The 14,776-nt window shown below is 45.2% G+C and carries 12 protein-coding genes and 1 pseudogene; 8 read left to right on the top strand and 5 right to left on the bottom strand.

Translation table 11 applies throughout. From position 1 onward, the window contains the following. Positions 1-371: 371 nt before the first annotated feature. Positions 372-1,652: a hypothetical protein gene (locus C0J08_RS01005; protein ID WP_212654288.1), complete on the top strand. Its 1,281-nt coding sequence runs from the start codon at positions 372-374 to the stop codon at positions 1,650-1,652. A 153-nt stretch (positions 1,653-1,805) separates the two neighbouring features. Here the strand turns inward: C0J08_RS01005 and C0J08_RS01000 are convergent, their stop codons facing one another. The 3 genes from C0J08_RS01000 to C0J08_RS00990 all read right to left on the bottom strand — a co-directional run bounded on the left by C0J08_RS01000 (position 1,806) and on the right by C0J08_RS00990 (position 4,785). Beyond that, positions 1,806-2,702, bottom strand: a complete 897-nt coding sequence (locus C0J08_RS01000; RefSeq protein ID WP_212654287.1) for a mechanosensitive ion channel family protein — start codon at positions 2,700-2,702, stop codon at positions 1,806-1,808. Between the two features lie 50 nt (positions 2,703-2,752). Next, positions 2,753-3,805 carry an AI-2E family transporter gene (locus C0J08_RS00995; RefSeq protein ID WP_212654286.1) on the bottom strand — a complete coding sequence of 351 codons (1,053 nt, stop codon included), beginning with the start codon at positions 3,803-3,805 and terminating at the stop codon, positions 2,753-2,755. A gap of 92 nt (positions 3,806-3,897) precedes the next feature. Beyond that, a complete protein-coding gene (locus C0J08_RS00990) occupies positions 3,898-4,785 on the bottom strand; it encodes a DMT family transporter (RefSeq protein WP_212654285.1) in 888 nt (295 codons plus the stop codon). Positions 4,786-5,021: 236 nt separating this feature from the next. Between C0J08_RS00990 and C0J08_RS00985 the strand changes: the two genes are divergently transcribed. Together C0J08_RS00985 and C0J08_RS22820 are read left to right on the top strand one after the other, a co-directional pair. Then, entirely contained in the window at positions 5,022-5,618 is a 597-nt protein-coding gene (locus C0J08_RS00985) for a hypothetical protein (protein WP_212654284.1), read from the top strand. 56 nt (positions 5,619-5,674) lie between these two features. Further along, a pseudogene (locus C0J08_RS22820) lies at positions 5,675-5,824 on the top strand (DUF2256 domain-containing protein). Positions 5,825-5,874: 50 nt separating this feature from the next. Here the strand turns inward: C0J08_RS22820 and C0J08_RS22705 are convergent. Further along, entirely contained in the window at positions 5,875-6,975 is a 1,101-nt protein-coding gene (locus C0J08_RS22705; protein ID WP_212654283.1) for a methyl-accepting chemotaxis protein, read from the bottom strand. A gap of 361 nt (positions 6,976-7,336) precedes the next feature. Between C0J08_RS22705 and C0J08_RS00965 the strand changes: the two genes are divergently transcribed. Then, positions 7,337-7,720 (top strand): SpoIIAA family protein, encoded by a 384-nt coding sequence (locus tag C0J08_RS00965; RefSeq protein WP_212654282.1) that lies wholly within the window; start codon positions 7,337-7,339, stop codon positions 7,718-7,720. A 28-nt stretch (positions 7,721-7,748) separates the two neighbouring features. Here the strand turns inward: C0J08_RS00965 and C0J08_RS00960 are convergent, their stop codons facing one another. After that, complete coding sequence (locus C0J08_RS00960) at positions 7,749-8,471, bottom strand: metal-dependent hydrolase (protein WP_212654281.1); 723 nt, start codon at positions 8,469-8,471, stop codon at positions 7,749-7,751. Between the two features lie 268 nt (positions 8,472-8,739). Here C0J08_RS00960 and mtgA point away from each other — a divergent pair, with 268 nt between their 5' ends. From mtgA to C0J08_RS00940, 4 genes are all read left to right on the top strand, one after another. Beyond that, positions 8,740-9,420 (top strand): monofunctional biosynthetic peptidoglycan transglycosylase, encoded by a 681-nt coding sequence (mtgA, locus tag C0J08_RS00955; RefSeq protein ID WP_212654280.1) that lies wholly within the window; start codon positions 8,740-8,742, stop codon positions 9,418-9,420. 455 nt (positions 9,421-9,875) lie between these two features. Next, a complete protein-coding gene (locus tag C0J08_RS00950; protein ID WP_212654279.1) occupies positions 9,876-12,851 on the top strand; it encodes an NAD(P)-dependent oxidoreductase in 2,976 nt (991 codons plus the stop codon). Between the two features lie 116 nt (positions 12,852-12,967). Further along, the gene (locus C0J08_RS00945) at positions 12,968-14,098 is read left to right on the top strand and encodes a glycerate kinase type-2 family protein (protein ID WP_212654278.1); all 1,131 of its coding nucleotides are present in this window, start codon (positions 12,968-12,970) and stop codon (positions 14,096-14,098) included. Between the two features lie 167 nt (positions 14,099-14,265). After that, on the top strand, positions 14,266-14,679 hold the full coding sequence (locus C0J08_RS00940) for a universal stress protein (protein ID WP_212654277.1): 414 nt from the start codon (positions 14,266-14,268) through the stop codon (positions 14,677-14,679). The last annotated feature ends 97 nt before the right edge of the window (positions 14,680-14,776 follow it).

Below are 14,776 nucleotides of genomic sequence, written 5' to 3'. Positions count from 1 at the left end.
TCCATCTCTTATTTACACTCTGCGCCTGATGGCTGATCCTATTGAGTGTTAGAGACTCTTTAAACGTCAGCGTACGATACGGGAAAGGGATCTCGATACCGGCGTTGTCTAGTGCGAAGGCGTTGTCTAGTGCGAAGGCGTTGTCTAGTGCGAATTAAAAGGGTCAAATCCCTTAAATAGTGGTTTTTTGACTAAAAGAGCGCTAAGGTGACGAGAGATTCTTTTCTGAATTCATCACCTAAATCGAGTTATTAATGGTACTCGTCTTGGGAGTTCATCATTTCCCAAGAGATGAATTTAATACCAAACACAATAAGGCTAAAGAAGTGAATCGGGGTTGTGTTTGAATCAAGGAGACTCAAGGAGAGCTTATGATACGGTTACTAAGGCGATTACTCACCCTCATAGAAACTCAAGACACTCAGGAAAGCCCCCCTTCTAACTCGACACTCTGCTCTTACAATAAACAACCTGTTTTACCTCAAGGGAGTAGTCCGGTGGGGTTACAAAATTGGTTATCGATTAATCACCCTGAATACAGTATGTCGTCGTGGTGCTTTTATGGAAGCCTGATAGACAAACAAAGTAGCAAAATGGCAGGCATCAGTACCATTGTTCAACAGCAACAAGACTTTCCTAAACAACCGCCCTACATTGCCGAATGGTCATTGTGCGACCAAGATACTAATGGATATGTCGTTATTCCTTTTCTGCTTAGTTCCCCTTCTAAGGTAAAATACAAAAAACCATTTAAAATCGACATCGATCTATTTGAAAAAATCGACACTCTATCAATCCAACTCATCTCAGGCAAAATGGGAGAGGCAGGAGCACGCTATCAACTCTCTGGGGTTGATATCTCGTTTCACTTAGATACATGGCAATATAACATCATCCTGCATGACGCCTTTGGCGCAATTCAAGTTGGCTATGGGCCTCAATCTTTTCTTCCACAATACTTGTCTAAGGAGCAGAGCGAAGCCATTTCGAACGAATACCAAGGCAGTGTTCAGAATTACCTTGAAGACACTGAAGACACAATGCAGGGACAAGGCTCTTACTATTATTCTCTTCCCTTACTTGAGGTAGAGCACTTCACTATTAAGAAAAACAACCAGCCATACATGGCCGGAGATTCTGGTCATATATGGGTAGATTATGTAGTACAAGGGTTTACCACCGACTCACTCAAAAAACTGGGTAAAGCCAGCTGGCGTTTCTTTGCAATACAGTTCCCGGCATCTTTAAACCAGCAATTAGCTGGCCCCGCAGCACTCATGATTTCAATGGTTCAAGCAAATCCAGCCAACCAGTGGGAAAATGTAAATACCGCAAGCTTTTATTATAATCAAAACAACACTACAACAAATGGTGCAATACGACCCGAAGTTGTCTGGCAAATGGATTCCATTGTCTTTTCCCCAACGAAATTCTGGACTGCTCCAGACGGCTCAAAGATTCCAGTGGAATTCGAAATCACACTGGAATCCGGCAATTCAAAATCTCTGATAAAAGCCAAAGCAAACTGCGATAACCAATTTATACCATATGTAGACAAATATGAGGGTATCTTCAATGTGACGGCCAATATTCAAACAGACACCTTTGAGTTTAAAAACTTACAAGGCTTTGCTTGGGCTGAAGTACACTAGTAACAAATTGAAGCTCTATTTCATCAAGAATGGGGCCCAGAGCCCCAGTACGTATCAATAAGAGACACAGGATCTAACCATTTATACGGAGTGTCTCTAAGCAACCAAAATATTTGAGTGCCATGATGACCGTTGAGCCGAATACAAAAGTAACTATGGCTTATTTTTCCCATTTTCCTGCGCCGCAGGCCCTTCTTTACCGCTATTGAGCGTTAGAGGCTCCTTAAACGTCAGCGTACGATATGGGAAAGGAATTTCGATACCGGCGTTGTCTAGCGCGTATTTAATGGCCGTTACCACTTTGTCTCGGCTAACGTGCAGGCTAAGTGGATCAGATTGCGCCCACCAGCGAACAGTAAAATCTAAAGAGGAAGAATTAAATTCACGAGCATACACTTCGACGCCGCGTTTTTGGTCTATCTCTTCAATACTTTCTAATGCTTTGGTAATGACCTCACGAGCTTTATCTACATCTTCGCCATATGCCACGCCAACCACCAGATCGAAGCGACGACTACCTAGGTCCGTCAATATGTAGACAGGATTTTTAAACAGAAAACTATTCGGCACGACGATGAGTTGATCGTCGATTTTTCGCAGGTAGGTTTCTCGTACGGTGATCTTTTCAACTCGACCACTGACCCCTTCGCATTTCACATAATCATTGATCCGCATAGGTTTACGCAGCATGATCAAGATACCAGCAAAGAAGTTTTCAAATATATCTTTAAACGCCAAGCCGACCGCCACTGATCCTAAACCCAAGACGGTTAATAACTTAGCCGGTGTGAGGCTGGGGAAAATAATCGTCACTGCAAACAGCACGCCGATCGTCCATAGCGTTACCTTGCTTAGGGTAATGAATAGATCGCGCAACGAAGGTCGTATATTGGCTCTTTTTAACGATTGTCTTAGCAGCTTGGTTAAAACCGCAGACAAAAACCAAGTCAGAATCAACACCACGACCGCGATGAACAATAAAGGCAGTACTTCTATTGTGCCCAGCCACATACTCTGAGCTCTTTCATACAGCGGTTCGATAAATTTCATCAATAAACTCCCGTTGCTCACTGAAACCGTTCAATATTGAGCATAAAGCATCATTGACCCAAAGGACGAATCTTTTCACCCAATACGTCGCACACATACAGCATTTGCACGATAACAATCAGGGATACCAACATGGGAGTAGAGAGCGCCAAGCCCTGCAAACCGAAGACAGCGCCCATTAACATTTGGCCGCTTAACATGACGGCAGGCGGGAGTGAAACGGCTTTTTTTTGCACGTAGGGTGTTAAGATATTACTTTCCAACAACTGTACGATGAAGTACACCATCACCACATAAAGCGCTTGGGTTGGGCCTTCAATCAACCCCACCAAAATTGCCGGAATAGCAGCGGCTATGGGACCGATGAAAGGCACGAACGATAGCAAACCTGCCATCACGGCAAGCGCCATGATCAGCGGCATATCCAGTACCCAAAGACCAACCGCCGTTAAGACACCAACCGCCGCCATGGAGGTCGCTCGTCCAATCAACCACCATTTTAGTGCGTGATAAACAGCCGACATAACCTCGTTGAGGCGGTCGCGCTTTTCTCGTGGAAAGAGGAACAAAAAGCCTTGAATATAAGGCTTTGGATGAAGTGCCAAATAAAAGCCAATAAACAGCATCACAAAGAGATCAGCAAAGGCCCCAAAGATGGAGGAAAACGCGCCAGTCACTTGACCCATTAACTTTCCTGGAGACAACGGCGCTTGCTGCCATTGCTCTCTTGCCCAATTTAGCAAGTGCTCTCCCCAAGTTTGCTGCTTGAGGTAAGTTTGTAACTGGTTTAAACCACCGTTCAACTGCTCGCTTAATTGCACCATTTGATCGGCAATCGCAGGGCCTGCGACATAACAGGCGAAGGTTAACAAACCACCCAATACGGTTGCCACCAGCACTACCAAGCTCCAACGAGGCAGAGGTAAAACAACTTGTAGCGGACTGGCCAGCCCGACCAAAAACACGCCAAATAACGCGCCACCAAACAGTATTACCAGCACGTAGGCCAAATGCCATAACAATAAAAAAATACTCAGCGCGATGGCAATGATGCCTATGGTCGCCAATAATCGACGCATGTAATGGCTATAATCAGATCCCATCAATTACTTCCTTCGTTTTTATCGTTATTACAGTCACAGGAAAATGTCACTTACCAGCTAACATAGTATGACTTGATACATTTAGCTGATCATTAATCGTGGCGGCGTTGCAAGTAAATCACATACAAACCACTGGCAATGACAATCCCCGCCCCAATAATGGTCCATCTGTCTGGTAGCTCTCTGAATACTAAAAAGCCAATAACAGTGGCAAACACCAATAGGCTGTAATTGAACGGCTGTAACACGGAGGCTGGCGCGTACTCTAGGGCTTTCACTAACAATAGCTGAGCGGCCACACTCAACACCGAAATCACGGCCAATAGAATCCATTCCTGCATACTCGGCTCACGCCATACGGTGACGCCAAAAACGGTTGCACACACACACCCGACCAAGGCCATATAGAGTATGTTGGTATTAAAACCATCGCCCGCCGAACTTACTTGACGAGTGACCACATGATAACCAGCAAAACATAAGGCGGCACTGAGCGGTATCAGAGACTCAGGTTTAAAAACGTCCAAACCAGGTCGAAGGATAATCAATGTTCCGATAAAACCAGCACACACGGCCAGCCAAGATTTCAGACTTACTCGCTCTCCTAAAATGGGCGCCGCCAAGGCAATAGCCAGCAATGGAAACACCGCCATTAAGGAATGGGATTCAGCCAAACCAAGATGACGTAACGCCAAGTTAAAAATCGCAATTTCAGCAATGGATAATAAGGAACGTAATATTTGTAACTTAGGACGAACTGATCGTAGCGCATGACGAATCGTACTCTTGCGCATCACCCACACGATCGCAAACACAGCAAATACCCAATAACGCACTAAGACAACTTGTGCCACCGACATGTCCTGCACAAGAATTTTCGTCACGGCATCTTGCGAGGCAAATACCAACATAGCAGCTAGGCACAACAACACGCCTTTTCCTACTAAGCGGGAGCCCTCTTCCGTGTTCGATGGATTCATTTGGCTTTTGCCCTTCTATGGTGTGTTGATGATTTCAGGATTGTAAAGCATCTCAAAGAACAATTGGGCAATTTAAAATTAGGCGCTGAAAACCTTTTTGACTATCGCTGAATAGACAATCCATAATCCACTTTAAACGACCTATTTTGGTGCAAATTTGACGTGTTTTGTGCGTCTATTTCGTTGCAAAGTCGGTAGAATCGAGTTTTACGCTATCAAATGGAGCAAGGCGGCAGATGGATTTCAATATCAAGCTTATCTTTAGTGGCATCGCCATTGCGTTGGCGATGATTGGCTTTGTGCCTTACATTGTGCTGATCCTGCGTGGCAAAGTGAAGCCGCATGTATTTTCGTGGGTGATTTGGGGCATTACCACCACCATCGTATTCTTTGCTCAGCTCGAAGCCGAAGGCGGCGTGGGCGCATGGCCCATTGGACTATCTGGCTTTGTCACCATTTTGATAGCCATACTGGCCTATCTCAAACGCGGTGATGCCACCATCACTAAATTGGATTGGGTCTTTCTCGCACTGGCTTTGGCGTCTTTGCCACTTTGGTACGTTACCAATGATCCCTTGTGGGCAGTGTTGATTCTAACCACGATCGATATGATAGGATTTGGGCCGACCTTCCGAAAAGCCTACCATCGACCTTTTGAAGACAGTCGTGTCTTCTTCATCATTATGATTTTACGTAATGTCTGTTCTGTGGTGGCGTTAGAAGCCTATTCTGTTACCACGGTATTATTTCCATTCTGCTTGGCGGTGGGATTCTTGATCTTGCTGATTATTCTGCAATTTCGTCGCGGAGTGTTGTCGCATCAAGCAGCGTAATTTAAGTTGTAAAAATGCACTGAACCTAAGCCATGGCTGTTTACGTATAAGCAGCTATGACGCATAAAAAGCCCCATTTACCCGAAAAAATTTGCCCCACCTGTCAGCGTCCCTTCGCATGGCGTAAGAAATGACAGCGAGATTGGCTGCAGGTGAAATACTGCTCTGAACGCTGTAAACGCCAAGCCAAAAAAGAGGCGGTATAATCACCTCTTTCTGTACTAAATTTGCCGAATTCACTTAAAGAGATAACTTTCTAAGAGATGGTTTCCTGAAGCTGTATTGAAAGTGCTTTAGCTTCCAGTGTTCGTTCATTAAGGCGCTGTAATCGCTCATTTACTTCCACTGCCAATTTACCGATATTGACTTGTTTGACGGAGTTTTCGTTAACGAGTTGGTTAATTTCAGTCACCTCATTACAGATGTCTGCCAAAGACTCACCCGCTTTATTAGACAGCTCGACGGTGTTATGTACCGACTGAACACTGCCATCGATATTTTTCACCGCTTCTGAGACGCCTTTTTGAAGGCTTTCAATCATGGCTTGAATGTCTTGGGTGGATTGCTGAGTTTTGCTAGCAAGATTGCGAACCTCATCGGCGACAACGGCAAACCCTCGGCCTTGTTCGCCAGCACGAGCCGCTTCAATGGCCGCATTAAGCGCCAACAGGTTTGTTTGATCAGCAATGCTACGAATCACATCCAAAACAGACGAAATTTGCGCTGAGTTGTTAGAGAGCAGATTAATCACATCTGAGGTTGAGGAGACTTGATGAGTGAGCTCCTGAAGAACACCTTCGGCCAGCTGTAGGTTTGTGCGACCTTGATTAGCATCGTCCACTAGAGTTCCCACTTTTTGCGTAATGATGTTGGTATTGGCCGCAACGCCTTGAATGAGCGGAGCACTATGTTGGCGATGTTCTAGAATCTCCGCTAGATCTTGTTCCTGTTTATTCGCAATCTGACTCAGTACATCAATTTTACTCTGCAATGATGCTGCTGCCAGCGGCTCAGTTACTGGTAGGTTTTCATGATTAGGAAGTGTTAATTGTTGCAGAGCATTATCGATCCAAAGCGCTAAATCATCCGCCTTCGTTGGCATAGCCAAGGATGTATGATTGGTTGCGTACTTAGCCACCCCATCGACAATAGACTGATGCATCTGGTGTTGATAGCGGTACATCTTTAGATACCAAAAAGCAGAAAACATGGCGAATGCTGCGAGTAACCAGATCAGAATTAAACTCATACCTCTTGTCATAAAATCTATCAGAGTGAGCTGTACCGTAAAAGCGGTGGCAATCAGTGTTTCCGCAATCAGCAACCCAATAAATTGCACTTTCTGTCTATCACCCATAATCTGTTCCTATTTTTATTTTTGTGAACAATGCTTCAAAGGGATTTGATAGGAACACAAAACTGATTTCTTTTATAATTGTTTATTCAGTAACCAGTTTCAATTTTGAGATAGGCCTATCCAATTTGATCAAATAGAAAACCTATAAAACACTAGGGCTCGGCTTAACAGCACAAGCATTCCCACGCTCGTCATTCGCTTTAAACGATACTCTCTTTTTCTGGTCGATTTGTTGACACTCGCGACCAAAAACGCAAATTTCACCGCCTTTACTGACTATCTATGCTGAGTTAATCAACTTTCACATCGACTACTTTGCTTTACAGTGAACCTATCTATTCAAGCTACTTAGGAGCGGATTATGTCTGTCTATCAAAACGGTGTGACACTGAATGCAAAGCGTTATAACGACAAGCTGTTACTCAGCATGAAGACATCAGGCCACCCAAGTGACAGGGATTTTGAAAGCATCACGCCTCAGTTAGAAGCGGCGATTTATTCGATTCATTCACCCTATGCAGCCTTACTGGTCGACATCAGTGAATTCAAAGGTTGGAGTATAAAAAGTGCGTGGTCCGAATTTTTATTAAGCCAAAAACTCGGTAGTGAATTTGATCGCATTGCTATTTATGGCAAAAGCCCTTGGCAAAACCTACTTATCCGTGTGATCAGCTGGTTTATCTCGGCAGACATCAAGGTATTCAAACGTAAGAAAGACGCCACAGACTGGGTTATGTCTTCATAAGCCAGTCTTTGTCTTATGATGGTATTTTCTAGCTCCAAAGCGAAGGGAGTGCCTTTAGCTCTTGCACCAACCATGTGGCTAACGTTTCGTGCTCGGGCCACCAAGCAAAGGCATCCAGCCAAGCATCCGCAGCTGGGCTAAGCCAGTAACCGACAACACAGCCAACAACTAACACGACCGAAGCCAGCGGCTCCCCCCAGTCGGTGAGCTTCATTGCCGAACCAAATGAACGTTTAATGCGCATTCCAGAAAGCTCGATGCTATATAACTCATCAAGAGCCAGGTGAATGGTCGCACCAAGAAACACAAAGGCACCAATACCCCACGCGGTTTTCTCTGGCAAGGCGAACAAATGATACGCCGCTGGCACAGCAAGAATGGCAAACATCGTATTCGCCAATACACTATGCAATGTGCCTCTGTGTATGGTGAATTGCTCAAACGCCCAGCGAACCGGAAACCGCACCAGCAGATAGCTGACAATCGCTAGCGCGAGAATTTGCCAAGGCAATAACTTATCCATGCCAAAGGCAATCGCTAAGCCACCAGCCAAAGCACCAAACAGCCGAAATATTAATCGAATAGCCGCCGAGTNATCGGCGTCTATATCTGGTAACAAGCCACCAAGCGTGCCGGCCAAGGCGTAAAAAATCGCCTCGTTCATGTTGGCGAAGCCCATAATAAAGCTGGTAGCCGCCAAAGGCGCACTCAGTGCGGCCGCCACAGTCACATGGGTTTTAAAATCAGCCATTAATATATTTGCCTTATTTCTAAAATCTTGTATATGATCAATTTTTACATAGGGTTAAAGGTTAGTGGGCGCATACTACAGGAAATAAATCACAGAATGAAAGACATTCATTTGTAAAAAAATCATAAACGTTTAAATGCTCTTATTTGCCGCGTAGATTTTTATTCTGGTAACTCGAATGAGAATAACAGGAGGCCGCATCATTTTTTGTTTATACTTATGCGCAATCTGGGTTAAAAACCCCGCTCAACTTATCAAGAGACAATAAATGGCAAAACGTAAACAAGGTATATTCGATAGGATTTGGTTTGTTGTATGGCGTTTCTTGCTGTTGTTCGTGATTGTTTTATTACTGTTTCGGTTTGTACCTCCCCCCACCTCGGCTTTTATGCTGCAAAGCCAATACCCGGTCAAACAGACTTGGATCAGCATTGATAAGTTGCCACCTTATGTGCCTCTGGCGGTTGTAGCCTCTGAAGATCAGCGGTTCCCTCAGCACTTTGGTATCGATTTTACAGCGATCAGTAAAGCACTCGACCAATACGACGATGGCGACGGACTGCGTGGTGCCAGCACCATCACCCAACAAACTGCAAAGAATCTTTTTCTCTGGCCAGGGCGCAGCTTTATCCGCAAAGGTCTAGAAGCTGGCTTAGCCATAGGCCTAGAAACCCTTTGGGGTAAAAAACGTATTCTTGAAGTGTATTTAAACATCGCGGAATTTGGCAAAGGTATCTATGGTGTTGAAGCCGCCAGCCAATATTACTTTGGTCGTTCCGCCAGCCAGCTCACCATGAACCAAGCAGCACGACTGGCTGTGTTATTACCCAACCCACGCAAACGTGATCCCAACCATTTAACGACTTATCTTCGTCAACGAGTACATTGGGTTGAACAACAAATGCAGCAGCTTGGATCGGGGTATCTGACACCGATGCTGGAGGTTTAAGTGACACTTTTAAAGATAAATTAATGGAATAGCACTTATCCCGCCAGTTGGCACTATTCGTCACATTCATCCCATTAACATGGCAAGTAGAAAATCACGCTACGACCAAACTAAATCGCCAACCAAAGCCCACCATCATTGGTTTTTGTACACTATAAAGCCTATTTTAAAATACATCACTCTTTATCAGCTTGTAGGTAAAACGCATAATTTTGGCGTTTTCAGAACACTTTTGCATGTTTGAACAAGATTACACTCCTGCACTAGCACAAATGTTATACAGATTTTTTCTTATGCTCCTTTGTGCTTATGAAAAAGAAGCAATGCTCTGTTAGGGTGCCTGCATAGATGAAGCATTATCTGTGGGGATAAGACAGAGACTCCTCTGCCTGGTTTTTAGAATAGCCATAACGCCAGAGCATACGTATTTAACTATCTTGCAGGTAATGAAAAAGATGACTTCTATTGAGCAACTCAAATCCGCTCGCGCCAGTGCGCTTTCTCTAACTAAAAACGGAGCCCCACAAGCAACCAGTAACCAGTTCTTTGGTGTGGGTCCCATTACGGATATGACTCAAAATGAAGTCGATGCACGTCAACTACGCTTTGAGTTCGACGCTTGGATAGAAGAAAACTACCCAAAATTAGACGATAAAGGCAATCGTATCGGTAGTTTTACCACGGCTGAAATCGGTCGCGGTATGCACCGTGGTTACCCTGCGGACAAAGTCCTAAACGATATGATGCGTGAAATCCATCGCTACTTTGGTTTCCCAAAATCCAATCGTATGGCGGTAGGTCTTGGTGGCGGCCACAGTGGTTTTACGGCCGCCGCATTGCACCTAATGACAGCAAACGATGCTTCACAAATCGTCTATGTCGATACACCTAAACCTGAGTCGGCAGAAGGCAAGGCGGGCGGATTCTTCCGTCAATCTTGGGGTACGCAACTCACGGAATTGCAGCGTTACGCAAGCAATGGCGATGAAGGCCGTATTTTATTCGCAGAAGGTGAAGGTGCCATTCCAAGCGCCGACGCCCTGTTAAAAAAAGGTGTGAAACTCTTTTTCGGTGTTGGTCATGAAACAACTGGCGCGACCACCTATACCGAACAAGAAATTACGAACCTTTTAGAATGGGTTGATGCCAATCCTGAAGAACATCATGCCGTTATTGATGCGACCTCTTTACTTGGTGCCATGCCTTGGGCACAGCATCTAGTTGATGGCGTTCTAAGCAAATGTAATCTATTCATGCCATTCCAAAAAGCCATCGGCGGCATCTCTGGTTACTTTGTCGTGTCTCTGACAAAGCCGGCACTTGCTCGTATCAATACGAACCAAAAAGATCCTTCCTGGGCCATTCCTCGCCAGCTTAAAATTGCCGTACCACGAGATGCAAAAGCACCGCTAACCAGTGAAAAAACCACTGACCTTGGCCCCATTTATGACGCCGAAAAGGACCAAATGCTTGGCGGTATTATCAATACATTTAGTACCTTAGCATTTGCTGAAACCACGTTTGCGATTCTACGAAACGAAAAAATGATTGGTGACGTTTACGCCCTGAACGCCCGCTCAACAGCAAACCGTGAGAAAGTAAACCAATGGATCGACAACAACGATTTATTTGAATTAGGCGTTGCCAACGCAGACTCTCGGGGAGCAGCGGTCACGCTATTAAAAGTCACAGACAGCGACATTACAGACCCTGATGTACACGCTAAAATCATCGCCAAATCTAAACAAATTCTGGGGTACGAAGGAATTACACACAGCGATGGCATGCATGAAAAAGGTCTTGATGTGGCTCGATACGTTAATGCCTTCCCGGGCACGCCTGGTGATTATCGTGCATGGATCGGTGGTATTCGCCCTACACAAGACATCACAGCACTACTAGAAAATATTCAGTACTGCTATTTACGTGCAAAAAATGCGGTCCTAGAGGACATGCTAGCGGCACAAGGTGAATCATTCGAAAGCGCCATATCGGCTACAACCGAAGGCGATATTCGTGTAGACGATACCGATCGCGCTTACAAAGTCTTGATCGCCGATCTTGTCGGTATGGTATTTGATGCCGATGGTCATGCAGACTACAGCGAAGTCGCTACTTACGTGCAATCTAAAGGCGGCGAATTCCACGTCGGCTCTCTTTCTGATGCAGCTGAGCTGGCGAAAGGCAAAGTGCATTTCTTCTATCAACCAAGCCTTAGCCGTGAAGATGAGCTTTTAGCAGAAACCAGTGAAGGCCAATACGATGCCGTGATTGCCGCGGCGACCTTTTTCCCGGCTGAATCAAAATTCGAGCTTGGTGGCGTTCGTATTGGCGCCGGTACAGGCAACATGGGTTCTGCAAGTTGGGGTGGTGGTAACGGCGACGGTGGTGTTGCCCCCTTGATGAACACACCAAGCTTTAATTCACGTGCAACAGCACAAGCGGCAATGAAAGCCTTGTTAAAAGTGCTTCCAGACCTTCAAGTATCCAACATGCATAATCGCGTTGTGGCTGGCGATTTCGATACCGGTAAAAATCTTGCAGAATTTCCGACCACTAAACTAGAAGGCAAAAAACTGGCCGTAATTGGTTACGGTAATATCGGTCGTGAAGTAGCAAAGCTTGGTGCCGCATTTGGTATGAAAGTGTCTGTCTATGCTCGCCCAGCCCACCAGCAATGGATTGAGTCCGAAGGCTTCACTTATGCAGCTAGTATCGTTGCAGCAGCGCATGATGCAGACGTACTCAGTCCACATACTGGCCTAGGCGCTTTCAATGCAGACATAGGTAAATTCAGCAACTCCGACATCATCAATGCAGAGGTTTTTTCTGCGATGAAAAAAGGCGCCGTGCTGGTTAATTACGATCGTGGCGAAGTGGTTGATATTGAAGCGCTTGATACGGCACTTACCAGCGGTCAAATTAGCTATGCCGCTATTGATGCCGATCTATTCAAAGACCCAAATACTGGCGAATTATCGGGTCCTATGGTTCCATATCGTAATATCTATGAAAAACACGTTGGCAAAATGGAACTTCTTCCGCACGCAGCGGCAGACACCGAGCACGTTTCTCGCGTAGAAGGTGCAAAACAGGCCGTTGATCAAATTTTCAACGTGATTCAGTTCCGAAAAGTCGTTAATCTAAAAGGCGATCTTCCTGCAGGTTACACTGACGGCGGAGCAAAAACGGTAAACGGTGTGGGCAAAGTGAGCTCTAGCTCGGTGGCCAATCTCTCTGCAAAGCAAATCAAACAGCTAGCAGAAAGTGCGACACAAATAGCGGCTTACTGGGGCGCAATCAACGCAACCGAAGACGCAGATAAACGCAGTGCTTTGGTGGCCGAATATACTGAAATGATGGTGTTGAATTCAAATATCTACGGTACGTTACTTGCTCAGAATGGTCTACAAGGGCCATTTGGCAAATAGTCGTTAATATCCATAGGTCTTAGGCATATCAAAAAGCCGCATCAACATCGTGACGTGAGTCCTGTTGATGCGGCTTTTTATGTATTATGCCGACCAAATGAATAAGGGGAATAAGTTTGCATTCAGTTGATAAAGAGTCTGCTATCACTATTTTCAATGCGGCTATTGATGCGGTTGCTGGATACAATGCAACCTACCGTGCCGTGTCTGCATTTGAAGGTTTTCAACCAGATCAAATCATTGCTGTCGGCAAAGCAGCCAGCGGCATGTGTGCCGGCGCTTTAGCCGCACTTAAACAAAGTTGCCCAGCGTTATTGGTAACAAAATACGATCATACGGATCAATCTATGTGGGATGCTGATAATGTCACCGTTATCGAATCCGCTCATCCAGTACCGGATCAAAACTCACTAGATGCAGGTAAAAAAATGCTCTCTACGGTGGAGCAAATGGCGCCTGGTAGTCGATTATTACTCTTGGTTTCTGGTGGCACATCAGCATTGTCGGAAGCACTGCCCGATGATGTAACACTGGCCGACTGGCAACAGCTCACAGATCAAATGCTGGCTGCAGGCTACAACATCGGCCAAATCAACACTCGCCGAAAAGCAACCTCTCTGCTCAAAGACGGCAAATTACTAGAAGGTTTTAAAGGTTCTGATGTTCGCGTACTGGCGATCTCAGATGTAGAAGGCGATGACATTAGTGTTATTGGTTCGGGTACCGGGTCTATTCAGCGTTGCCCATCTTCGGCGAATGTTACCTTAATTGGCACCAACCAAGTTGCCCGTGAGGCATCGGCCAGCAAAGCCGTAGAGCTTGGCTATACGGTTATGGAAAATGTCGAATCACTTTATGATGATGTGGAGATATTATCTCGCTCTATTAGCAAACAACTACTTGATGCCGCGCCTGGCGTTTACATCTTTGGTGGTGAGCCAACAGTAACATTACCAGACAATCCAGGCAGCGGAGGTCGTAATCAAGCTCTTGCACTGGGCATTGCTGAGCACATCGTTGGACACGATAATATCCTTGTTCTTGTCGCTGGCACTGATGGCAGTGACGGCCCTACTGATGCGGCTGGTGGCATTGTCGATGGTTCTACAGCAAAGGATTTACTTGGCGTACGTGATGCACTAAAACGCGCTGACGCCGGTACTTATTTACGTAAACAGGATGCGATTTTCATTACAGGCCCCACCAATACCAATGTAATGGATGTGGTCATTGCCATTATTCGCTGAACGTTCACTAGAAACCACCTGCTCCAAATCTGGGGCGTGGTGGTTAACAATGGAAGTTAGCCCTTCCCTTCTTCAATATTGGTTTATCTTTGCAAGATATATTCATTTTTTTAAGTCAGAGTCTTCTACACTTCTAAAGTAGTCCAACAATAATTAGGAGGCTTGTTATGTATCAAAGTATCGCGATGCCAGTAGATTTATCTCATACAGATAAACTTGAAAAAGCGTTAAAAGTCACAGGTGATCTTGCCAAGCTCTACTCTTCAAAGGTGTTTCTTCTTGCGGTTACGGCATCCGCTCCTAGTGGTATTGCTCATAATCTTAAAGAATTTGAGGAACAATTAGACCGTTATGCCAAAGATCAGGAAAAAGAATTTGGCGTAACATTTGAAGCGGTTGTGATTCCCTGTACTGATCCAGCAGCCGACATGGACAAATCGTTAAACCATTGGCTCCATGAAAACCCTGTCGACCTAGTTGTCATGGCATCTCATGTACCAAGCTTTAAAGATCATATTTTTCACTCTCATGGTAGCTTTTTAGCGTCTCACACAGACAAATCTATTTTGCTTGTTCGTTAACTTCTGGGTGATTAGAAATGAAAGGTAAGGGAACGTATCTTGCAGAACATTCCCTTACCCCTTTCCTATTATTCTCTTTTCGACCGCTTTACCACTA

Origin of the sequence: Marinomonas sp. CT5 (assembly GCF_018336975.1) — a bacterium.
In the GTDB taxonomy this organism is placed as follows: Bacteria; Pseudomonadota; Gammaproteobacteria; order Pseudomonadales; family Marinomonadaceae; genus Marinomonas.
This window is presented reverse-complemented; position numbering and strand designations above follow the sequence as displayed.

Excerpts from the sequence above, each read along its gene's own strand:
- C0J08_RS00940 (WP_212654277.1), top strand. The coding sequence starts at position 14,266 with ATGTATCAAAGTATCGCGATGCCAGTAGATTTATCTCATACAGATAAA.
- C0J08_RS01000 (WP_212654287.1), bottom strand. The coding sequence starts at position 2,702 with ATGAAATTTATCGAACCGCTGTATGAAAGAGCTCAGAGTATGTGGCTG.
- C0J08_RS00950 (WP_212654279.1), top strand. The coding sequence starts at position 9,876 with ATGACTTCTATTGAGCAACTCAAATCCGCTCGCGCCAGTGCGCTTTCT.
- C0J08_RS00990 (WP_212654285.1), bottom strand. The coding sequence starts at position 4,785 with ATGAATCCATCGAACACGGAAGAGGGCTCCCGCTTAGTAGGAAAAGGC.
- mtgA (WP_212654280.1), top strand. The coding sequence starts at position 8,740 with ATGGCAAAACGTAAACAAGGTATATTCGATAGGATTTGGTTTGTTGTA.
- C0J08_RS00985 (WP_212654284.1), top strand. The coding sequence starts at position 5,022 with ATGGATTTCAATATCAAGCTTATCTTTAGTGGCATCGCCATTGCGTTG.
- C0J08_RS00995 (WP_212654286.1), bottom strand. The coding sequence starts at position 3,805 with ATGGGATCTGATTATAGCCATTACATGCGTCGATTATTGGCGACCATA.
- C0J08_RS00965 (WP_212654282.1), top strand. The coding sequence starts at position 7,337 with ATGTCTGTCTATCAAAACGGTGTGACACTGAATGCAAAGCGTTATAAC.
- C0J08_RS01005 (WP_212654288.1), top strand. The coding sequence starts at position 372 with ATGATACGGTTACTAAGGCGATTACTCACCCTCATAGAAACTCAAGAC.
- C0J08_RS22705 (WP_212654283.1), bottom strand. The coding sequence starts at position 6,975 with ATGGGTGATAGACAGAAAGTGCAATTTATTGGGTTGCTGATTGCGGAA.